Source organism: Sphingomonas trueperi, from assembly GCF_011927635.1.
Taxonomy (GTDB): Bacteria; Pseudomonadota; Alphaproteobacteria; order Sphingomonadales; family Sphingomonadaceae; genus Sphingomonas; species Sphingomonas trueperi.
In genome coordinates this window covers 91,425-111,158 of sequence record NZ_JAATJB010000014.1, presented here as the reverse complement: position 1 = coordinate 111,158, position 19,734 = coordinate 91,425, and the positions used below count along the sequence as shown (strand labels likewise).

Sequence of the window (19,734 nt, the reverse complement as noted above, 5' to 3'; positions counted from 1 at the left end):
TCGCCTTCCCGGAACAGCCCGGAGATCAGATAGCGGTCGCGCAGTTCCTCATTGCTCACGCACGCCATCATGTCCGGGTGCGTGGCGTAATAGGTGCGGTCGAACATCCTCTGTCTCCCTCGGGCGGCGCTTATGCCACCGGTGTCTATCAGGCTCTATCGAGCTTGTAGGCCTTGCGTACAAGCCCGTTGGTGAGTTCGAACGCCAGTTCCGCCGCTTCCCAGTCGAGCAGTCGCCCCTCGGCGACCAGCTGCGCCAGGAAGCCGCAGTCGATCCGCCGCGCGACATCGTGGCGCGCCGGAATCGAGAGGAAGGCGCGGGTGTCGTCGTTGAAGCCGACGGTGTTGTAGAAGCCCGCCGTCTCGGTCACCTGCTCACGGAAGCGGCGCATGCCTTCGGGGCTGTCATGGAACCACCAGGCCGGGCCCAGCTTGAGGCACGGATAATGACCCGCCAGCGGCGCCAGCTCGCGCGAATAGACCGTCTCGTCGAGCGTGAAGAGGATGATCGACAGCGCGGTCGAGGTGCCGAAGCGATCGAGCAGCGGCTTGAGGCCGTGGACATACTCCGTCGCCATCGGGATGTCGGCACCCTTGTCGCGGCCATGGCTGGCGAACAGGCCGCCATTATGGTTGCGGAAGCTGCCCGGGTGGATCTGCATCACCATCCCGTCCTCGACGCTCATCGCCGCCATTTCGGTGAGCATCTGCGCGCGGAACAGCTCGGCATCGGCCGGAGTCCAGTCGCTGCCGAGGATCTTGGCGAACAGCGCGGCGGCCTCGGCCTTGCTCAGGTTCGCGGTGCGCGCGGTTGGGTGGCCATGATCGGTTGCGGTGGCCCCAGCGGCGCGGAAGTCGGTGCGACGCTTGGCGTGCGCGGCGAGATAGCCGTCCCAGCTATACACATCCTCACCCGTCTTCTCGGCGAAGATCTTGAGCGCGCCGTGGAACTGCTCGTGCTCGACATCGATCACCGCATCGGGGCGATAGGTGGTGACGACGCGGCCCGGCCAGCCTGATGCCTGCACGGCATGGTGCGCCGAGAGGTCGTCCTGCGGACCCTCGGTGGTGGCGAGGAACTCGATGTTGAAGCGATCGAACAGCGCGCGGGGGCGGAAGTCGTCGCTCGCCAGCTTGGCGTTGATCGTGTCGTAGTAGAAATCGGCCGTCTCGCCGTCGAGCGCGACGTCGAAGCCGAACACCTCGCCGAACACATGGCCCAGCCACATCGCCGAGGGGGTACCGCGGAACAGGTAGAGATGCTCGGCAAAGGTGCGCCAGGCCGCGCGGGGATCGGTGGCGGGCATGCCGGCCTTGCTCGGCACGCACAGCGCGTCGAGCGACACGCCCTGCGAATAGAGCATGCGGTAGATATAATGGTCGGGCGAGAGCAGCAGCTCGGTCGCGTTCGACCAGTTGGCGTTGGTCGAGAACCAGCTCGCATCGGTATGGCCGTGCGGGCTGATGATCGGCAGCTCGGCGACTTCACGATACAGTTCGCGCGCGATCGCGCGGGTGCGGTCCTCGGCCGGCAACAGCCGGTCGGGATCGAGCTTGAGCGGCTTGGCCATCGGAGACTCCGGACAGGTCAGAGAAAAATCAGGCGCCCATGTCGACGCGAGCGAGCCGCGGCGACAGGAAATGCACGCAGGCGAGCGCGACGAAATAGGCGCTGCCGGCCACCGCGAAGAGCGGCCAGTAGCTGCCGATCCGCGCCAGCACTTCGCCGGCATAGAAGGACATCAGGATGCCGCCCACTGCCCCCACGGTGCCGCCGATGCCGATCACCGAACCCACCGCGCCGCGCGGAAACATGTCCGCGGGCAGCGCATAGAGGTTGGCGGAGAAGGCCTGGTGCGCCGCCGTCGCGATGCCGATCACGGCGACTGCCATCCACACGCTGGTGAGCGATTCCGCGAACAGCACCGGCAGCACCGCGAAGGCGCAGACCAGCATCGTCAGCTTGCGCGCGACATTGGCGGTGTAGCCCGCGCGCATCAGCCGCGAGGAGAGCCAGCCGCCGGCCACACTACCCATGTCCGACACGAGATAGATCGCCGCGAGCGGCAGGCCGAAGGTCTTGAGATCGAGCTGATAGCGCTCGAACAGATAGCCCGGCAGCCAGAACAGGAAGAACCACCACACCGGATCGATGAAGAACTTGCCGAGCGCGTACGCCCAGGTTTCGCGCTTCATGAGGACCGAGCCATAGCCGAGCTTCTGCACCTTGTCGGCGGGGTCCTGCTCGATCCAGGCGAGTTCGCCCTCGGTCACCTTGGGGTGCTCGCGCGGGCTGCGGTAGAGCAGCCACCAGGCGATCAGCCAGACGAAGCTGACCACGCCGGTGATGACGAAGGCCGAGCGCCAGCCCCAGGCGATCACCATATACGGGATGACCAGCGGGGTGAGCACCGCGCCGATGTTCGCGCCGGCATTGAACACGCCGATCGCGAAGGCGCGCTCCTTGGCCGGGAACCACTCGGTCACCGCCTTGATGCCGGCCGGGAAGTTGCCGGACTCGCCGATGCCCAGCGCGAAGCGGGCGATGGCGAACTGGGTGATGTTATGGGCCGCACCGTGGAAGATGTGCGCCACCTGCCAGACGACGAAGGCGATGGTGTAGCCGACGCGCGCGCCGACCTGGTCGACGATCTTGCCGAACAGGATATAGCCGACGGCATAGGCGAACTGGAACCAGATGATGACCCCGGCAAAGTCTTGCTCGGTCCAGTGCAGGTCGGCCATCAGCGTGGGCTTGAGCACGCCGATCATCTGGCGATCGATGTAATTGATGATGGTGGCCGCGAACAGCAGCCCGCAAATCACCCAGCGATACCGCCCCACCCGTTCCACGGCGCCGCTTACCGCGGCTTCGCCCTTGCTCGCCATCAACTCTCCAATCCCACTCCGCCGTCCCGGGATCAGGCGATCCCGATCGAGCATTGCACGCACAGCTCCGGCCCGAATCGCGCCTCGACTTTCTGCCCCGGCCGTACCGGGTGGACGCCGGTGACGGCGCCGGTCGATAGCCACTGGCCTTCCGCCAGGGGCAGCCCTTGGCGCGCGCGTTCGAACAGGAAGCGCACCGCTCCGATCGGTCCGTCGAGCATGGCGCTCGCAGTGCCGGTTCCAGCGACCTCCCCGTCGATCGTTAGCGACACTGGCCAGTGAAGGAAATCCTCTCCAGAAGATATACGGTATCCGATCAACAGGCCGTTGTTGTTGCCGAAGTCCGAAATGGTGACGGCGGGGCCGTGGCGGTTGATGCCCTCGAAGGGCGAACCGGCGATCTCGATGCCCACTCGGATATCGTCGATGAACGGCAGCACCGCCTCGTTGGTCCAGGCGCGGTCGAAACTGTCGGGCAGCGCGCCGAGCCGGAGCAGATACTCCGCTTCCGTCGCGCCGAAGCCGTTGCGGAACACGGGCATTTCCGGCGTTTCGCCTGGCTTCGCCCACACCACGCTGTCGGCGAAGATCGGGCCCGACAGGCGGTTCACGCCGTGCCGCGCTACCAGCGCCTCGGGCACGCGACCGACCTTCCATCCCGCGATCGGCTGATCGAACAGTTGGATGGCGCGGGTCTGGATGGCGTAGCCGTCGCCGAGCGTCTCCGGCAGCGGACCCGGATAGTCGGCGAAGCCTTGTCGGGCGCGGCGTGCGGCTACGAAGGCCTGGGCGATTTGCTCGACTGCCGCTTGCTTCGCCATCGCTTCGATTCCCTGCGTCGCGCCGATCCTTTCGACGGGCCGCTCTGATACCGGTATCAGCGTGAGCGATCAACGACGCTGAGGCGCCCGAGGACCGCCGCGCGCCGGCTGGATGGATCAGGCCGCAGCGAGCAACTCGCGTTCCAGCGCGGCATAGCGCTCGGCCTCGTCCACTATCCCCAGACGCTCGTAGAACATCGCCAGGTTGCCGGCCGCGAGATAGCTGCCGCACCCGACCACGGACCCGTCGAGCAAGGGTTGTTCGCCGATCTCCAGGCAGCGAAGCCACGCGCCCTCCACCACCGGCAGCAGCTCGTCGATCGCGAGTTCCGGCGCACGGCTCGCCCATTCGAGATAGAGGTCGGCGACGGCGAAATAGAAATCGGGCGAGGTCGACCAGGCGGCCTGCTCGGCATCGACCAGCGCCAGCGCATCGTGGAGCCGGCCCGCTTCCTTCAGCGCGCGGATATTGGAAAGCACCACGGCGTGGCGATAGGCCGCATCGGGCGCGGTCAGGCGATAGGCCCTCTGCAGCGGTTCGACCGCCGCCTCGACCTCGCCGCGGACGAGATGCTCCCGCCCAAGCTGGTACCAGAGATAGCAATCCTCGGGCGCCTCGGCGAGCGCCACCTGCAGCAGCGCGAGGTTGCGGCCCTGCTTGGCGGCAAGCTGCGCCTCGGCATAGCCGTCATGCCCGATGCGCAGCGCACCCGGCACCAGCGGCAGCGGCGACACCGGCTGTTCGTGGATCCGTCCGGCATAGCGCACCCCGCGCGGCAGGATCCTCGGCAGAAACCGTCGGGCAACGGTGCCGGCGTCCCCCTCGTTGCGCAGCCGCGCGCAGCCGATGAACGCGGCCGGCGCCTTGCGCCCGGTAGGCAGCGCCGCGGGCAAAAGTGCCTCGAATCCGCCCTCGAGCCACTCATCGGCGTCGAGCACCAGGTTCCAGTCCGCGTCGGCATGGTCGAGCGCGGCGTTGCGGGCGGCGGCGAAATCGTCGCGCCAGACGAATGTGTGGACCCTCGCGCCGCAGCGCTCGGCGATCGCCACCGTGTCGTCGGTCGAGCCGGTATCGAGCACGATCATGCGATCGACATGGGGACGCGCGCTATCGAGCGCCCGCGCGATTGCGCGCGCCTCGTTCCGGGCGATCATCACCAGAGCCAGTCGTACCACGCGCATACCTTCCCCCGACGCCGTCGCGGCGCCTCGCTCCGCATTATAGGCGATGCGGCGGAAATCCGGCGCCAATCGCACCGATCGGTCGCGCCCACGCTTCCGAAGTCCCGCGAGGCGCCAGCGTGTTATCGACCACATTTATGGCGCCAGAAGCACCACGGCGCAGCGCGCGGATTCTATAATGGGGTACTTGCCACCGGTGCATCCAACGCCGGTGCATTGGGGATTCTAGGGATGAAACAGTTACTCGCGCGCGTGCGCGTGCCCGTCAAAATCCTGGCGGTGATCGCCTTGATCAGCCTGGTGACGCTGGTCGTCAGCGCGATCAGCGCCAGCAGCCTCAATCGCGCCAACCGCGATTATTCCGAACTCACGCTGGGCAAGCTGCCCAGCACCACCCACACCGCCCGGCTCAACCGCCTGCTCGAGGCGATGGCCTATGCCGGCTATCGCGCCGTCGCCTATGACGGCAACAGCACGATGGCGCGCGAAACCGAGGGCGAGGAAAAGGACAATTACACCCAGGCCAAGGCGCTGCTGGGCCAGATCGAACGGGAAGACCCGTCCGCCAAGCCGGTGCTCGACGAAGTTCGCGCCAAGATCGAGACGCTGCAGGACAGGACCCAGGCCGCCATCCAGCACGGCCTGCGCAACGAAGACGCCGCCGCGCTGGCGCTGCTGCGCGAGGTGGACCCCGAAATCCAGACCATCTCGCAACATCTCCTCGCCTTCAACAACGACCGGATGAAGGTCGCAGCCGAGACGTCGCACAAGCTGCAGGCCGCCGGCGAATCGACCGTGTGGACGCTCGTCGTAATCAACGTGGTCTCGCTGCTCGTGGCGATGGGCACCGGCTATCTCGTCGCGCGCGTCGGCATCACCGATCCGCTCAACGCGCTGCAGTCCGCGATGCAGGCCGTTGCCGGGGGCGACCTCCGTCGCACCGTGCCGGGCACCGATCGCGGCGACGAACTGGGCACCATGGCCCGCACCGTCGAGGTATTCCGCGAGAATGCCATCGGCCTCCAGTCGACCCAGCAGGCCAAGGCCGCCGCCGATGCAGAACAGGCCCGCCTGCTCGAAGCGCTCGACAGCCAGCTGGACGCATTGTCGCACGGCAACCTCACCGCCACGATCGACATCGCGGTGGCGCCGGAATTCGAGCCGGTGAAGTCCAATTTCAACCGCGCCGTCGCCAATCTGCGCGCGCTGATCGCCCAGGTGCTCGACAGCGCCACGACGATCCGCACCGGATCGAGCGAGATCGCGATGGCCTCGGAAGACCTGGCCAAGCGCACCGAAGCCAATGCCGCCAGCCTGGAGCAGACCGCCGCGGCGGTCACCCAGATGGACCAGCGGCTCAAGGCCACCGCCCGCGCCGCCGACACCACCGTCCAGCGCACCAACGGCGCGATCCAGACCGTCAACGATGGCCGCGCAATCACCGACACCGCGGTGCAGGCGATGACCCGCGTCTCCGAAGGCGCCAAGGGCATCGACAGCGTGATCGAGGGCCTGGACAAGATCGCCTTCCAGACCCGCGTTCTCGCGATGAACGCCGCGGTGGAAGCGGGGCGTGCCGGCGAGGCAGGCCGCGGCTTCGCGGTGGTCGCCGATCTCGTCTCGCAGCTGGCGATGCGCTCGGAGGAGGAAGCCAGCCGCGCCCGCGACCAGCTGAGCGCGACGCAGAAGGACATCGTCGAGGCGGTGCAGACCGTCCAGCAGGTGGAAGGCGCGCTCGACACCATCTCGACCGCGACCGCCGAGGTCCACCAGCTGGTCAGCGCGATGGCGACCGACAATCAGGCGCAGGCCACTGCAATCTCCCAGATCGCCGCGGCGGTGCAGACGATGGACCACAGCACGCAGCAGAACGCCGCGATGGTGGAGCAGACCTCCGCCGCCGCGCGCAACCTTAATGCCGAGGTCACCAGCCTCAGCGATTCCGCGCACCAGTTCGAAGTGGGCGGGCAGCATGCGGCGCCCGTCCGACAGGCGGCGCAGCCACAGCCGCAGCCCAAGCGCCAAGCGCCGCGCAGCAACGGCGGTGGCTATGTCTCGCCGGTGAAGCCCCTTCCCGCTGCCGCGATGGCCGGGGCCGACGCGGACGACTGGGCAAGCTTCTAAGCTGCGCACGCCGGACAAAAGAAAACGGCCGGGAGAGCGATCTCCCGGCCGTTTCCATGTCCGCTTTGACGCTCAGGCGGCGGCGAGGCGCGCCGCGCTGCGAGCACGACGGCGCAGCGACGCGCCGACAAAGCCCACGCCCGCAATCATCAAGCCCCAGCTGGCCGGCTCCGGCACGCCGCTCGGGCCGAATACCGCGACCGGGGTCGCCGTGCCGATGGTGGCGCCGGCGAGACCGGCAGTGCCCAGCGTCGTCTGGAACGCGGCCGCCGCTTCGTTGGTCAGCGTCAGCACCGAGCCGGTGCCGAGGTTGAACAGCGACAGGTTGTCGCCGAGGGTGAAGCCATTGGCCGTGGCGCTGCCGCGGACCAGGCCGGCTGCCGTATCGATCTGGAAATTGCCGATGCTGAGCGTGTTGCCGCCCAGCGAGAATTTCAGGCCCGAACCGGCATGGTCGATGATCGTCGCACCGGTCGTGTCGTTGCGTGAGCCGCCGGTGATGAGGAACGCGGCGACGAGGTCGTTGCCGATCTTGAAGGCGCTCGCGGTGCCGTAGGTCGCGACCTTGTAGCCGAGCGAATTGAAGGTGCTGGTCGCGGTGAGATCGATGGCGGTCGCACCGCCGATGACGGTGGCGGCCTGTGCCGCGACCGGGGTAAGCGACAGGCCCGCAACCAGGGCCGCCGCGCTCAAAGCGCCTTTAATCATCCGCAAATCCTCCTGAACAGGGTACAACACGCCAGGAGCGGCCGCATGGATCATGCCCGCATCATGGCAGTCCCCGAACAGGGCGCGCGCGCAACGGGTTCCGTCGATTTGTCTAGGCAAACGATCGGCTTGGCGGAAAAATTAACCATTACGCGGCAGGCCGCCGGATTCCGTCGACCATTTGCGCAGGTACGAATGAACCTCAGCGATTCAGTCGGTGGAGAAGTTGGGCACGCAGCCGACGGGCGGCCATCGCGTCGATCGGCGCCAGCGGACCCCGCGCCGCCTCCGGCAGATGTTCAGCCGGGCGCTCGGGGTCGCCGAACACGTAATAGTCGAACAACGCCTTCCAGGCCTGCTTTTCGGATGCCGGGCGATCGCGCAGGCTGAGCAGTCCGTGGAGCAAGGTGAGCTGGGGCGTATCGAGCCAGGCGGGACTGGTGTTCCACCAATAGTTCACCAGCACGTTGAACGGCGCCAGCGCCTCGACATGGTGCCACCACATGGCGGGATAGAAGAGCAGGTCACCCGCCTCCATCTCGGCCACCTGCGCCGTCGCCATCGCCGCGCGGAAGCCGGGGTGACGATCGAAATCGGGCGCGGCGAAGTCGACCATGCTGACCACCTGCCCGCCCGGCGTCGGTTCGAGCGGGCCGGGATAGAGGTTGGCGATCTGGTCGGGCGGGAACAGGGTGAAGCGCCGGCGCCCCACCGCGCACACCGCCAGATTGTGCGACATATCGTAATGGCAGGTCGCGGTGGTGCGGTTGCCGATCCAGATGCTCGCCAGATGCCGGGCGAACATCGGGTGATCGAGTACGAGGTCGTTCTCCGCCCGGAAGCCCGGCAGATATTCGTCGAGATCGGTGGAACCGACATAGACGCTCGGCGCGTGCGCGTCGCCAATCCGCGCGCGCATTGCGTCGAGCAGCGGCGTCAGCGGCTCGCGGCGGCCGGTGAAGTTCAGGCCGGTGACGGTCTCGTCGTAGAAGAACCGCCCGTGGATCTCGGGGGCGCCGGTAAAAGTCACCACCGGGCGACCGGCGTCGAAGCGCTGCAGCAGGTCCATCGCTGCATCGGTCGAGGCGCGGCCGGCGCGCACCAGCGGCCAGTCGGCGGCGATCGCCTTCAGGATCACCGGCTGCTGCGCTTCCATCAGCTGGTCGAACGGAATGGCGTCGGGCGCCACACCGTCGATCACCCGTACGGCGGGCGCGACACCGGCGAGCACGTTCACCGGCCGGCGCCTGCGTTCTTGCGCTCGATCAGCGCGCTGATGTTGCCGAGCGACGACGCCACCAGATAGGCCAGCCCCAGCACATTGGCGCGGTGCAGCCGCTCGATCGCGGCGCCGTCCAGCGCCTCCAGCCGCTCGTGCGACAGCATCTGGAAGCCATCGATCCGGTAGCGCTGCTCGTCGTGCAAGGTCACTTCGATCACATTGGCCTCGAGCAGCCCCAGTTCCTGGAACAGCGCATAGACCGGTGCCGCGGCGCCCAGGCCCGCATGGATCCGTCCCAGCACGCGCGAGACATGCTCCAGATAACGGGTCGCGCCGCCCTGGGGCAGGAACAGCAGCTCGCCGGCCTCGGTGCCCACCCGCGGATCGTCCATGTCGACATGCACCGTGGGCCCCTCCTCCGGATCGGCGCCGTCGCCGGGGATGCCGATCGAGAAAGGTCCGCGCTGCTGGAGCGCGGGGATGTAGCGGCTCGTCCAGCGTTCGCCGTCGAAGAACAGGTTCTCGTCCAGGTCGAAGCCGGTGAGCGCCACCGCCTGCAGCCCCTCGCCTTCCGCGTCGCGGAACAGGATTGGGAATTCGCGCTGCACCGCCTCGAACTCGGTGGGGAAAATGAGGATCTGATTGGCGACATCGCCAAATTCCGCGCCGTAGCGGAAGGCGACGCGCAGGTCCTGGTGGAGCACATTGTCCAGCGCGACCGGGTTCGTCATTCGATTAGCATCCATGTTGCCGGACGTCGGGCCCGGTTCGGCGGGACCATGGCGCAAAGCCTCGGCCCTCTCAACCATCGGCATGCCGCGCGGATAAAGGAAAGGGCCGCTGCGCGGGGCAGCGACCCTCCCTCTCCACTCGCGCGGATGCGCGGTAGCTCAGAACTTGAAGCGAGCGCCCAGCAGGAAGCGGCGATCGAGCTCCTGCGCGAACCACAGCTGCTTCTCGTCACGCGCGTAGGTCCGCACGCTCTCCTCAGTCAGGTTGATGCCTTCGAAGGTGATCGCGATCTGCGGCGTGATCTCGTAGCTGATGTTCATGTCCAGCTGGCCGAACGGCGCCGTGAACTCGGGGTTGCGCGAGCCCTGGCGGTTGACGCCCGACAGCGACTTGCCGCGCCAGTTATAGGCGAGACGGGCCGAGATGCCGTTCTTGTCGTAGATCAGCGTGCCGCTGGCGGTATCGCTGAGGCCGACCAGCGCGAACTGGTCCTGCGACGGATCGGCACCGATGTTGAAGCCGATATTGCCGCGCACCAGCGTGTACTGTGCCGCCACGCCGAAGCCGGTGGTGCCGAGGAAGTACTGGCCGGCCAGTTCGACGCCGTAGATCTCCGCATCCCGATTGTTGATCGGCTGGGTGACCTGGAACTGCCAGAGCGCGTCGGTACCGTTGGCCTGGATCCGTGGGCCGTTGTTGATCGACTGGATGAAGGCCTCGTCCAGCGCACGCGCGGTGGCGTTGTAGTTGGCGTTGAACTGCTGGACGGCCGCGGCGGTCGAGCCGGTGGACTGGATCAGCGAGGTCATCACGTAGAGATTGACGTCGCTGGTGTCCGCACCGATCCCCTGCAACGCATCGCGCGCCGCACCCGAACGGCTGCCGGCCACCGCCGACGTCGGATCCCGCAGGCCGAACAAGGGCGAGGTATACTGGCCGTTGCCGATGAAGTTCCGCACGCGCTTGTCGAAGAACGACGCGGAAACATAGCTGTCCGGCTTGAAATACCATTCCAGCGACGCGTCGAAATTGTCCGAGATCAGCGGGCGCAGCCGGGCGTTGCCGGTATTGCCGGTCGGGATGCCGCCGTTGATGCTGGGGCGCGGCGGGCCGCCGACGGTGACCGAGGTGTAGAGGTTGTTGTAGTTCGGCCGCGCGATGGTCTTGCTGTACGACAGGCGGGCGAGCAGGTTCCGCTGCAGTTCCACCTGGAAGTCGACCTGCGGCAGGATGTTGTCGTAGCTGCCGCCGTCGCTCAGATACTGCCCCTGGTTGGACAGGACCACGGTGAAGTCGTTGTCCGAATCCCACTCGATCCCGGCCGGAACCGCGGTCAGCGAGGTCGTGTGCGACTTGGTGTGTTCGTAGCGCAGGCCACCGACGAGGCGCGCTGGCGCGTTGCCGATCTCGCCCTTCCAGGTCAGCTGGCCATAGGCTGCCCAGATCTCTTCGTTGACGCGGTTGTCGTTGCGGCTGTTCACCGCGACCGCGTTGCCGCGGCTGGCATAATAAGGCGACATGATCGAGTAGATCGCCGCGCCGTTGCCTCGGAAGGCAAGCCGCGAGTCCGGATCCGAGCCGGGGTTGTAATGCTCGAACTTGCAGACCAGACAGAAGGCCTGGAGCGCGCCCGGCGCCTGGCGCTGCACGTCGCCCGGGTTGGCGAGGCCCCAGTCACCCAGCGTCTGCTGCGTCTCGGTGTAGGTCTGCGTGGTTTCGACCTTGCGGAAGTTGCCGCCGAAGTCGAAGCGGCTGCCCTCGCCCAGGTCCCAGCCGAAATCGGCGCGGACTTCCTTGACCTTCTGGTTCTGGATCGAGCTGCGCGTCCGTCCGATCGACGAGCCGACATCGTTGATGTCGAGCGGCGCGCTGGCGCCCAGCGTGATGTCCTGCTGCGGGATGCCCGACAGATAGGTGACCGAATGCGCCGCGACGACGTTCGCGCCCATGCCCATCAGCGTCGAGCTGACGCCATTGGGGTTGTCCGGGCGGCTGGAAGCCGAGCTGATGTGGCCGTCGAGGTTCAGCGAGAAGGTGGGCGAGATTTCCCACTTCGCGTTGAGGCCGTAATCCTCGATCTTGCTCTTCTGCGCGCGCGACTGCGCCTCGAAGCCTTCGTCCTTCTGGCCGCCCAGCGTCTCGTGGAGATAGGTCGCGGTGGCGACGGTGGTGTTGCCGTCGAAGGTCACCTCGTCGAACGGGCGGCTGAACCAGTTCGAGACGTCGGAGCGCTCTTCGCGCTGCTTGTTCTGCGCATAGAGCGCGTCGGCGGTCAGCGTCAGCGTGTCGGTGGGCTTGAACTGCACCGTCGCCTGCCCGTTGATGCGCTCACGGCTGCCCTCGGCATAGTGATAGCGGCTGTCGTTGGGGATCGCGACGAGTTGGTTCGGATTGGTCGGCGCGTTCTTCACGACCGTGCAGGTCGGCGTCGCCGCGCCCGTGCACGCACCGCCGCTGCGCGCGAAGCCGCCGGTCAGGAAGGTGCTGTACGGGATGATGTTCCAGTCGTTCGACGTGGCCGAAATCGATGTGAAGTTACGCTTCTGATAGCTGCCGAACAGGTTGAAGCCGAGCCGCTGCTCGGGATCGCTCCAGCTGAGCACGCCCGAGAATTCCGGCGTTACCTTCGAACCGCAATCGAGGCAGCCGTCGACGCTGGTGTCGTACACCGCCTTCGCCCCGACACTGCCGCTCAAGCCGGCAGTACCGTTGTCGAGCGGACGCCGCGTGACGACGTTGATCGTCGCGCCGATGCCGCCCGAGGGAACCGCTGCGCGACCGGTCTTGTACACTTCGAGCGTGCGAACGCCCTCGGTGGCCAGATTGGAGAAGTCGAACGAGCGGGTGGTCCCCTGCGCACCGTCCGAATTCTGGTCACCACCGACCACCGCGACATTGGCCGCGGCGAGCTGACGCCCGTTCAGCGTCACCAGATTGAAGTTGGGACCGAAACCGCGGACCGTGACGAGCGAACCTTCGCCGTTGGTACGGTTGATCGACACGCCGGGCACGCGCTGCAGCGATTCCGCCAGGTTGGTATCCGGGAACTTGCCGATGTCTTCCGCCGAAATCGCGTCGACGATACCCGGAGACTCGCGCTTGATCGCGATTGCCCGTTCCAGCGACGCACGAATACCGGTCACGACGATTTCTTCGCCCTGCCCGCTTTCTTGCGGCACCGCAGCGTTGGCAACGTTGTCGGTCTGTGCTTGTGCAATCGTTGGCAAGACCATGCAGGCAGCCACTGCCATCATGGAAGCCGAGCGCGACCATATAGTCGAACGCGATACGCTCTTCATGTCCCCTCCTCTGCCGACTTTGTTCGTCGGAAACCGTTTTTGTTGCGAACGCCCCGATGCTTTCGCTACCGCGGTATCGCTACCATCGGTTGCAACATTGTCAATGTTTGAAACACGAAGCTGTCCGACAGGTTTGATTTTGTCCGCCGGTGTGTTTTCGATGTTACAGCCCGTAATTAGCTTTCACCCGTGCAACAAACTTGCAAGCTTCATTGCAGCGCAACAAGCTGTCGGACTGAAACGGGTTACATCGGCGGCTGCGGGGCGGGCAGCGCTATTCCGCGCGCGCTAACAAACGGCGCGCCTGTTCGAGATGCGGGCGGTCGATCATCCGGCCGTTCAGCCGCAGCGCCCCCGCCTCGGGATGGGCACGAAATGCCTGTACGATTTCCTCCGCCGCAGCGATTTCGGCCTCGCTCGGGGTAAATCCACGGTTGATCGGCTCGATCTGCGCCGGGTGAATCGCGAGCATGCCGGTGAATCCGTCGCGGCGGCCGCGCGCGACATAGGCAGAAAGCCCGTCGATATCGGCAATGTCGGGATAGACCGTCTCGATCGCCGCGGCTCCCGCGGCATGGGCGGCGAACAGCGCCAGCGCGCGCACCATCGCGAAGGGCGCGGTATAGCCGCCATCCTCCTCCCGCGCGCTGGCGGCACCGATTGCCGCCGGCAGATCCTCCGCGCCCCAGGTGAGCCCGGCGAGATGCGCCGCGACTTCGCCATAGCTGCCGAGGTGGAACAGCGCGGCGGGCGTTTCGGTGGCGATGGGGAGGATCGGCGGGCACGCGGCGCCTGCCTGGGCGACCAGTGCCACCAGCGTGCGGATGGCCGCAGCGCCGTCTGCCTTGGGGAGTACCAGCCCCGCCGGGCGGCTCCCGGCGATGGCGGCGAGGTCGTCGACGATCGCGGGGGTCCCGAGCGGATTAACCCGAACGAAGCAGGGTGTGTCGGCCGCCTCGGCGAGCCATTCAGCGATGGCATCACGGGCGAAGTCCTTCCGGTCCGCCACCACCGAATCCTCGAGGTCGAGGATCAGCGCATCGGCACCGCTCGCCGCCGCCTTGGCGAAGCGCTCCGGCCGATCGCCCGGCACGAACAACAGCGACCTGAGACGCATGGCACCCCTCTCCCATCCTGAGCGGGATGCCATGGCATTATCGGGGCCGGGCTGGCAACTGCCCGGCCGCCTCAGTCATTCGCCGCTGCCGGGCTCGGCGATCTTGCGGTGCTGCTCGGCGGTCACCGATTGCGGCAGCACGCCGGCGCCGGCGACCTGCAGCTTGTTGGACAGGCCGGAAACGATGTTGTCCGTCCCCTTCATCAACGCCGTCCAGCCGTCCTTGGCGACATCGGCCGGATCGGACTTGCTCTCGCTCTGGCCGACCTTGGTGTCCATCATGCCGGCACGCTCGAAGAACTCGGTCTCGACCGGTCCCGGCAGCAAGGTGGTGATGGTGATGCCCTTCACCTCCTTGAGCTCGTTGCGGATCGCCGCGGCGAAATTGTCCACGAACGCCTTGGAGCCGTTATACACCGCTTGGAAGCTGCCCGGGATCCAGCCCGCGATCGAGCCGGTGATCAGCACCTTGCCTTCGCCTGCGTCGCGCATCTGGCGCAGCACCTTCTGCAGCAGATAGACGGTGCCGGTGATGTTGGTGTCGATCACGTGTCGCCATTCGGAAACGTCCTGATCGAGGAAGCCGCCGCCCAGCCCATGGCCGGCATTGGCGCAGAGCAGGTCCACCCGCCGCCCGCCGGCGGCCGCCAGCAGCCGGTCGACGCCCTCGATGGTCGACAGGTCGGTTTCGACCGACTGCACGTCGACGCCCTCGTCCTTCAGCGCCGCTGCGGCATCGACAAGCGGGGTATCCGCCACCACCAGAAGGTCATAGCCGTCGCGTGCCGCGAGCCGCGCCAGTTCCAGGCCGATGCCGCTCGAGGCACCGGTCACGATCGCAAATTTGTTCGCCATATTGCCTTGCCTCCTTATTCGGCCGCGAGCGCCATGCCGGGCTTCAGCACGACCTTGGTCACTTCGTTCTGGTTGTCATGGAACATCTTGTACCCCTGCGGGGCCTGCTCGAGCGGCAGCGTGTGGCTGATCAGGAAGGTGGTATCGATCTTCCCTTCCATGATCGCGTTGAGCAGCGCGGGCATGTAATGCTGGACATGGGTCTGGCCGGTCTTGAGTGTCAGCCCCTTCTCCATCAGCGCGCCGAGCGGAAACTTGTCGACGAAACCGCCATAGACGGCCGGCATCGAGACGCGACCGCCCTTGCGACAGGCGAGGATCGCCTGGCGGATCGAGTGGATGCGATCGGTGCCGAGGAAGGTCGACTTCTTGATCTGGTCGAGCACGTTGTCGACGAAGAAGCCGTGCGCCTCCAGGCCGACGCTGTCGATCACCGCATCGGGGCCGATGCCGCCGGTCATCTCGAACAGCGCGGCGGCGGTGTCGGTTTCCTCGAAGTTGATCGTCTCGGCGCCGAAGCGGCGGGCGAGTTCGAGGCGGCGGGGGAAATGGTCGATCGCGATCACGCGCTCGGCCCCCATCAGGAACGCCGACTGTACCGCGAACAGGCCGACCGGACCGCAGCCCCAGACCGCGACGATGTCGCCGGGTTCGATTTCGGCATTTTCCGCCGCCATCCAGCCGGTGGGCAGGATGTCCGACAGGAACAGCACCTTCTCGTCCTCGATCCCGTCCGGAATCACGATCGGGCCGACGTCGCTGAACGGCACGCGGACATATTCCGCCTGGCCGCCTGCATAGCCGCCGGTCAGGTGGCTGTACCCGAACAGCCCAGCCATCGGCTGGCCGTACAGCTCCTGGCCGATGTCCTGGTTGTCCGCGGGCAGCCCGTTCTCGCAGCCCGAATATTGGTGCTTGCCGCAATGGTAGCAGGAGCCGCAGGCAATGGTGAACGGCACCACCACGCGCTGCCCCTTCTTGAGCGTCGAGCGCGCGCCGGTTTCGACCACCTCGCCCATGAACTCATGGCCGAGGATGTCGCCGGCCATCATCGTCGGTATATAGCCGTCATAAAGGTGGAGGTCCGATCCGCAGATCGCAGTCGAGGTGATCTTGATGATCGCGTCGCGCGGGTTGAGGATCTCGGGATCGGGGACCGAGTCCACGCGGACGTCGTGCTTGCCGTGCCAGGTGAGTGCGCGCATCAGTTCCGCTCCTCCTCGAGCTGTTGCTGGGTGCGGGACGAGGTTGCGATCTCGCCGGTTTCCATGAGTTGCTTGAAGCGGCGCAGGTCGCGCTGCGCCTGCATCTTCGGCTCGCGCTGGAAGATGCGCGAGATCACGCGGCCGATCGTCCCGCCCGGCTGGGCATAGTTGATCGTCGCGACGACCACGGTGCCCCGCGCGCCGGCATCGCGGAACTCGATGCGGCCGCTATTGGGGATGTCGGCGCCATCTTCCGAGGCCCAGGCGATCAGTTCGCCTTCGCGATCCTCGGTGATGCGGGAGTCCCATTCGACCGTGCCGCCGGCGGGAGCCTTCACCACCCAGTGACTACGCTCGCGATCGAGCACGTCGATGCGCACGACATTGTCGAGGATCGGCGGCAGGTTGCTGAAATCACGCCAGAAGGCGTAGAGTTCGGCACGCGGGCGATTGATCGTCACCGCACGCGCGACGAGCTTGTCGCCGCGCTGGACGATCAGGCCGTCAGTCGCCTCGTCGATCGCCTGCGATTCCTTGTTGGCAGTACTCAGCGGCGCGTCGTCCTTCGACGCGCGGTTCATCGTGTCGGCCATAATGCCTCCGTTGGCGGTTCAGCCCTGCGGCGAACCGGGCAGCTTCGGGGGAAGATCGTCGTCGCCCTCGGCGGGTGCCGGGGTCGAGATGGCGGCGGGGTTGGTCTCGGTCGAGCCGGGGTCGCGCTGTTCGTCGCGCGCCTCGGGATCGTTCGGCGGGGTGCCCATGATCCAGTCTCCTGCAGTTGGGAGGTGCAGAAGGTAACCACCGGCAGCGGCACGGGTTGCAAGAATTGTTGAAAGTAACGTGGGTTAGGCGCAGCTCGGCGCGCGGCGGACGGTGGACCAATAGTCCCCCTCCCGCGTGGGGAGGGAATGGCCTTACCGCCCGTAGATCCGATCCAACACCTCGGCCGAGCGCGCCAAATGCGCGGCCTCCGGATCGAAGCGCGGCGAACGTGCCAGTTGCTCCGCCCAGGCTGCAGCCGCCCGGCCGCCCCATGCATCCGGCGGGCTCGCCAGCACCGTCTTGGAGGTGCCGGTAAATCGCTCCGCGACGAAATCGTAGAAGCTGCCGCCGACATTCCGCAGCGCCGCCCCGCCCTCGGTGCCGTAGAACACCGCCGAGATCTCCGCGTCGGTTCCCGCATGCACCCGCCACGAGCAGGCGAGCCGCACATCGGTGTCGCCCGCCCGGAACGCGGCGGTGGCATAGTCCTCTACCTGCATCGCGCCGAGCGGCTGCCCCTGTGCACGCAGCGACGCCGACACCCCGTCCACCGCCGGAAAGCCCAGCGTCCACAGCGCCAGGTCTACCAGATGCACGCCCAGATCGATCACGCAGCCGCCGCCCGACTGCGCCGGATCGTAGAACCACGGCTTGTCCGGCCCATAAGCGTTGTGGAACACCAGATCGACCGCGAAGACATGGCCGAGCGCCCCGCCCTGCACCAGCTTGGCGATCGCGCGCATGCCCTCGGTATGCCGATAGGAGAGATCGACGCCCAGGAGGCGGTCGGCGGTTCGCGCAGCCGCGATCACGGCGTCCACTTCGTCGGCGGTGCGGCCCAGCGGCTTCTGGCAGAACACTGCCGCGCCTGCTTCCAAGGCGCGGATGCTCTGCTCCGCGTGCAGCGCGCTGGGCGTGGCGATGACGATGCCGTCGAGGCCGAGCTCCAGCATCGCCTCCAGCCCGTCGACCGCCCGCGCGTTCGGTGCCAGCGCCCGCGCCTGCTCGGCGCATTCTCGCGACGGATCGGCGAAGGCGGCCGCCTCGATCGCACCGGTGGCGAGGATCGCCTCCATCCGGTGGCGACCGATCCAGCCGGTGCCGAGGAATCCTACGCGCGGCCTCATCGGAACATCACCAGCGCCTTGACGAAATGCTCGGGCTTGTCGCGGGTTGCCGCCAGCGCCTCGCCCAGTTCCTCCAGCGCATAGCGATGCGTATAGAGCGGCGCAGGGTCGAGCCGTCCAGTCGCCACCGCATCCACCGCCTCGCGCAGGCCCTGCATCTGTATAGCGGGGTCGCGTTCGTGCGCGTTGATCACGTCGATGCCCTTCCAGTTCCAGCCCTGCATGTTGACCTGGCGCGGCCCATCCTGGTGGTAGCCCGCGACGACCAGCTTGCCGCCGAAGCCGACCAGCTCGCCCGCCAGATCCAGCGGCCATTGCTTGCCGACCGCCTCGATCACCCGCGCGCACATCGCGTCCCCGGTCAGGGCCTTCACCGCATCGATGATTGCGTAGTGATCGTGCATCGGGATCGTCTCGGCCGCCCCGTAGCGCTTGGCGAGATCGAGCGATTCCTGCCGCCGCGAAATCGCGATCACCCGCGCGCCCGCATCGCTGGCCAGCTTGGTCAGCACCGCGCCGAGAAAGCCGATGCCGATGATCGCCACGGTCTGCCCTGCGCGGATGTCGCTGCGACGGAAGATGTTGAACGCGCAGCCCAAGGGCTCGCCGGGAAAGGGCTGGCCGGAAAGGCTGTCGGGCAGCTTCACCACCATGTCGGCCGGCGCCACGTCGTAATCGGCAAAGCTGCGGAAGGAGAGCGAGGCGACCCGGTCACCCGGCATCAGCCCTTCCACGCCCTCCCCCACCGCGTCGATCTCGCCCCAGCCTTCATGGCCGAGACCGCCGGGATCGCCGGGGAACTGGCTCCAGGGCTGGCCCTGCCACGGCTCGACATTGGAGGCGCACACGCCGCAGCCTTCCAGCCGGATCCGCACCTCGCCCGGGCCGGGCGCGGGCAGCGTCGCGGTTTCGATCCGGAACTGCTCCGGCCCTTCGAGGATCGCCGCGCGCATCATGCGCCCTCTCCCTGCAACCAATTGATATTACGTTCTGTTGGAGCGTGATGATCGAACCACGCCAGGGCATGGGCGCCACGCTCCGCCAGAACATCGAAGACCTCACGGCGCGGCAGCGCGAGGATGCCGAGCGCGCACCGCTCAGTGACAAGGTGGCGGATCGGATCACCCGCTTCACGGGATCGATGACGTTCGTGGTGCTGCATCTTATCCTCTTCGGGGTCTGGATTTCGGTGAATCTGGGGGTGCTGCCCGTACTGCCGCGCTTCGATCCCACCTTCGTCGCGCTGGCGATGGTCGCGTCGGTGGAGGCGATCTTCCTCTCGACCTTCGTGCTGATCAGCCAGAACCGCATGGCGGCAGTCGCCGATCGCCGGGCGGACCTGGACCTGCACGTCAACCTGCTCGCCGAGCATGAGCTGACCAAGCTTGCGGGCCTGGTGGCGCGGATCGCGGAGAAGCTCGACATTTCGGCGGGCGATCCGGCTTTTGTGGAAGTCCATGCCGATGTGCAGCCGGTCCAGGTACTCGACGCGCTCGACGAGAGCCGGAAGGAAAAGGGGATCGAGTGAGCCCCTAAAGTCCTCCCCGGCACGGGGAGGGGGACCATCCGCGCAGCGGATGGTGGAGGGGCCGCGCCGCAGGCGCGGTTCGGCTGAACCCACCGGGCAACCCGCCGCTAGCGCGGCGGCCCCTCCACCACGCTGCTGCGCAGCGCGGTCCCCCTCCCCGTTCC

The 19,734-nt window shown here is 66.9% G+C and carries 18 protein-coding genes and 1 pseudogene; 3 read left to right on the top strand and 16 right to left on the bottom strand.

Annotated features, from left to right (window positions below):
- The 5 genes and pseudogenes from GGR89_RS22430 to GGR89_RS18350 form a co-directional block, all read right to left on the bottom strand.
- Positions 1–107, bottom strand: a pseudogene (locus GGR89_RS22430) (5-dehydro-4-deoxy-D-glucuronate isomerase); the annotation flags it as partial.
- Between the two features lie 41 nt (positions 108–148).
- Entirely contained in the window at positions 149–1,570 is a 1,422-nt protein-coding gene (uxaC, locus tag GGR89_RS18365) for a glucuronate isomerase (RefSeq protein WP_125974737.1), read from the bottom strand.
- 28 nt (positions 1,571–1,598) lie between these two features.
- Entirely contained in the window at positions 1,599–2,888 is a 1,290-nt protein-coding gene (locus tag GGR89_RS18360) for an MFS transporter (RefSeq protein WP_125974739.1), read from the bottom strand.
- A 32-nt stretch (positions 2,889–2,920) separates the two neighbouring features.
- Complete coding sequence (locus GGR89_RS18355) at positions 2,921–3,709, bottom strand: 2-keto-4-pentenoate hydratase (RefSeq protein ID WP_125974741.1); 789 nt, start codon at positions 3,707–3,709, stop codon at positions 2,921–2,923.
- A 117-nt stretch (positions 3,710–3,826) separates the two neighbouring features.
- On the bottom strand, positions 3,827–4,885 hold the full coding sequence (locus GGR89_RS18350; protein ID WP_241213456.1) for a glycosyltransferase family 2 protein: 1,059 nt from the start codon (positions 4,883–4,885) through the stop codon (positions 3,827–3,829).
- Between the two features lie 237 nt (positions 4,886–5,122).
- Here GGR89_RS18350 and GGR89_RS18345 point away from each other — a divergent pair, with 237 nt between their 5' ends.
- Positions 5,123–7,015: a methyl-accepting chemotaxis protein gene (locus GGR89_RS18345; RefSeq protein ID WP_241213457.1), complete on the top strand. Its 1,893-nt coding sequence runs from the start codon at positions 5,123–5,125 to the stop codon at positions 7,013–7,015.
- A 72-nt stretch (positions 7,016–7,087) separates the two neighbouring features.
- Here the strand turns inward: GGR89_RS18345 and GGR89_RS18340 are convergent, their stop codons facing one another.
- The 4 genes from GGR89_RS18340 to GGR89_RS18325 all read right to left on the bottom strand — a co-directional run bounded on the left by GGR89_RS18340 (position 7,088) and on the right by GGR89_RS18325 (position 12,976).
- Entirely contained in the window at positions 7,088–7,723 is a 636-nt protein-coding gene (locus GGR89_RS18340; RefSeq protein WP_164521790.1) for a PEPxxWA-CTERM sorting domain-containing protein, read from the bottom strand.
- Positions 7,724–7,925: 202 nt separating this feature from the next.
- Positions 7,926–8,879, bottom strand: a complete 954-nt coding sequence (locus GGR89_RS18335; RefSeq protein ID WP_164521793.1) for a cupin-like domain-containing protein — start codon at positions 8,877–8,879, stop codon at positions 7,926–7,928.
- A gap of 77 nt (positions 8,880–8,956) precedes the next feature.
- On the bottom strand, positions 8,957–9,676 hold the full coding sequence (locus GGR89_RS18330; protein WP_125974749.1) for a SapC family protein: 720 nt from the start codon (positions 9,674–9,676) through the stop codon (positions 8,957–8,959).
- Positions 9,677–9,835: 159 nt separating this feature from the next.
- On the bottom strand, positions 9,836–12,976 hold the full coding sequence (locus GGR89_RS18325) for a TonB-dependent receptor (protein WP_125974751.1): 3,141 nt from the start codon (positions 12,974–12,976) through the stop codon (positions 9,836–9,838).
- Between GGR89_RS18325 and GGR89_RS18320 the strand changes: the two genes are divergently transcribed.
- On the top strand, positions 12,864–13,268 hold the full coding sequence (locus GGR89_RS18320; RefSeq protein WP_164521788.1) for a hypothetical protein: 405 nt from the start codon (positions 12,864–12,866) through the stop codon (positions 13,266–13,268). The genes GGR89_RS18325 and GGR89_RS18320 overlap by 113 nt on opposite strands.
- Here GGR89_RS18320 and GGR89_RS18315 read toward each other — a convergent pair.
- The 7 genes from GGR89_RS18315 to GGR89_RS18285 form a co-directional block, all read right to left on the bottom strand.
- On the bottom strand, positions 13,251–14,093 hold the full coding sequence (locus GGR89_RS18315) for an HpcH/HpaI aldolase/citrate lyase family protein (RefSeq protein ID WP_125974753.1): 843 nt from the start codon (positions 14,091–14,093) through the stop codon (positions 13,251–13,253). The genes GGR89_RS18320 and GGR89_RS18315 overlap by 18 nt on opposite strands.
- A 75-nt stretch (positions 14,094–14,168) precedes the next feature.
- The gene (locus tag GGR89_RS18310) at positions 14,169–14,948 is read right to left on the bottom strand and encodes an SDR family NAD(P)-dependent oxidoreductase (protein ID WP_125974755.1); all 780 of its coding nucleotides are present in this window, start codon (positions 14,946–14,948) and stop codon (positions 14,169–14,171) included.
- Between the two features lie 14 nt (positions 14,949–14,962).
- Positions 14,963–16,153 (bottom strand): zinc-dependent alcohol dehydrogenase, encoded by a 1,191-nt coding sequence (locus GGR89_RS18305; protein ID WP_125974757.1) that lies wholly within the window; start codon positions 16,151–16,153, stop codon positions 14,963–14,965.
- On the bottom strand, positions 16,153–16,746 hold the full coding sequence (locus tag GGR89_RS18300; protein WP_425338777.1) for an SRPBCC family protein: 594 nt from the start codon (positions 16,744–16,746) through the stop codon (positions 16,153–16,155). Before GGR89_RS18300 ends, GGR89_RS18305 begins: the two co-directional genes overlap by 1 nt.
- 18 nt (positions 16,747–16,764) lie before the next feature.
- Positions 16,765–16,914: a hypothetical protein gene (locus GGR89_RS18295; protein WP_164542647.1), complete on the bottom strand. Its 150-nt coding sequence runs from the start codon at positions 16,912–16,914 to the stop codon at positions 16,765–16,767.
- 153 nt (positions 16,915–17,067) lie between these two features.
- Complete coding sequence (locus GGR89_RS18290; RefSeq protein ID WP_125974759.1) at positions 17,068–18,042, bottom strand: Gfo/Idh/MocA family protein; 975 nt, start codon at positions 18,040–18,042, stop codon at positions 17,068–17,070.
- Entirely contained in the window at positions 18,039–18,998 is a 960-nt protein-coding gene (locus tag GGR89_RS18285; protein ID WP_125974761.1) for an MDR/zinc-dependent alcohol dehydrogenase-like family protein, read from the bottom strand. Before GGR89_RS18285 ends, GGR89_RS18290 begins: the two co-directional genes overlap by 4 nt.
- A 47-nt stretch (positions 18,999–19,045) precedes the next feature.
- Here GGR89_RS18285 and GGR89_RS18280 point away from each other — a divergent pair, with 47 nt between their 5' ends.
- Complete coding sequence (locus tag GGR89_RS18280) at positions 19,046–19,570, top strand: DUF1003 domain-containing protein (protein ID WP_125974763.1); 525 nt, start codon at positions 19,046–19,048, stop codon at positions 19,568–19,570.
- Positions 19,571–19,734: the final 164 nt, after the last annotated feature.

Bases quoted from the DNA above. Each gene is read 5' to 3' on its own strand.
- GGR89_RS18285 (WP_125974761.1), bottom strand. From the start codon at position 18,998: ATGATGCGCGCGGCGATCCTCGAAGGGCCGGAGCAGTTCCGGATCGAA.
- GGR89_RS18290 (WP_125974759.1), bottom strand. From the start codon at position 18,042: ATGAGGCCGCGCGTAGGATTCCTCGGCACCGGCTGGATCGGTCGCCAC.
- GGR89_RS18345 (WP_241213457.1), top strand. From the start codon at position 5,123: ATGAAACAGTTACTCGCGCGCGTGCGCGTGCCCGTCAAAATCCTGGCG.
- GGR89_RS18305 (WP_125974757.1), bottom strand. From the start codon at position 16,153: ATGCGCGCACTCACCTGGCACGGCAAGCACGACGTCCGCGTGGACTCG.
- GGR89_RS18335 (WP_164521793.1), bottom strand. From the start codon at position 8,879: ATGGAAGCGCAGCAGCCGGTGATCCTGAAGGCGATCGCCGCCGACTGG.
- GGR89_RS18295 (WP_164542647.1), bottom strand. From the start codon at position 16,914: ATGGGCACCCCGCCGAACGATCCCGAGGCGCGCGACGAACAGCGCGAC.
- GGR89_RS18330 (WP_125974749.1), bottom strand. From the start codon at position 9,676: ATGACGAACCCGGTCGCGCTGGACAATGTGCTCCACCAGGACCTGCGC.
- GGR89_RS18310 (WP_125974755.1), bottom strand. From the start codon at position 14,948: ATGGCGAACAAATTTGCGATCGTGACCGGTGCCTCGAGCGGCATCGGC.
- GGR89_RS18340 (WP_164521790.1), bottom strand. From the start codon at position 7,723: ATGATTAAAGGCGCTTTGAGCGCGGCGGCCCTGGTTGCGGGCCTGTCG.
- GGR89_RS18325 (WP_125974751.1), bottom strand. From the start codon at position 12,976: ATGAAGAGCGTATCGCGTTCGACTATATGGTCGCGCTCGGCTTCCATG.
- GGR89_RS18360 (WP_125974739.1), bottom strand. From the start codon at position 2,888: ATGGCGAGCAAGGGCGAAGCCGCGGTAAGCGGCGCCGTGGAACGGGTG.
- GGR89_RS18355 (WP_125974741.1), bottom strand. From the start codon at position 3,709: ATGGCGAAGCAAGCGGCAGTCGAGCAAATCGCCCAGGCCTTCGTAGCC.
- GGR89_RS18300 (WP_425338777.1), bottom strand. From the start codon at position 16,746: ATGGCCGACACGATGAACCGCGCGTCGAAGGACGACGCGCCGCTGAGT.
- GGR89_RS18280 (WP_125974763.1), top strand. From the start codon at position 19,046: ATGATCGAACCACGCCAGGGCATGGGCGCCACGCTCCGCCAGAACATC.
- GGR89_RS18315 (WP_125974753.1), bottom strand. From the start codon at position 14,093: ATGCGTCTCAGGTCGCTGTTGTTCGTGCCGGGCGATCGGCCGGAGCGC.
- uxaC (WP_125974737.1), bottom strand. From the start codon at position 1,570: ATGGCCAAGCCGCTCAAGCTCGATCCCGACCGGCTGTTGCCGGCCGAG.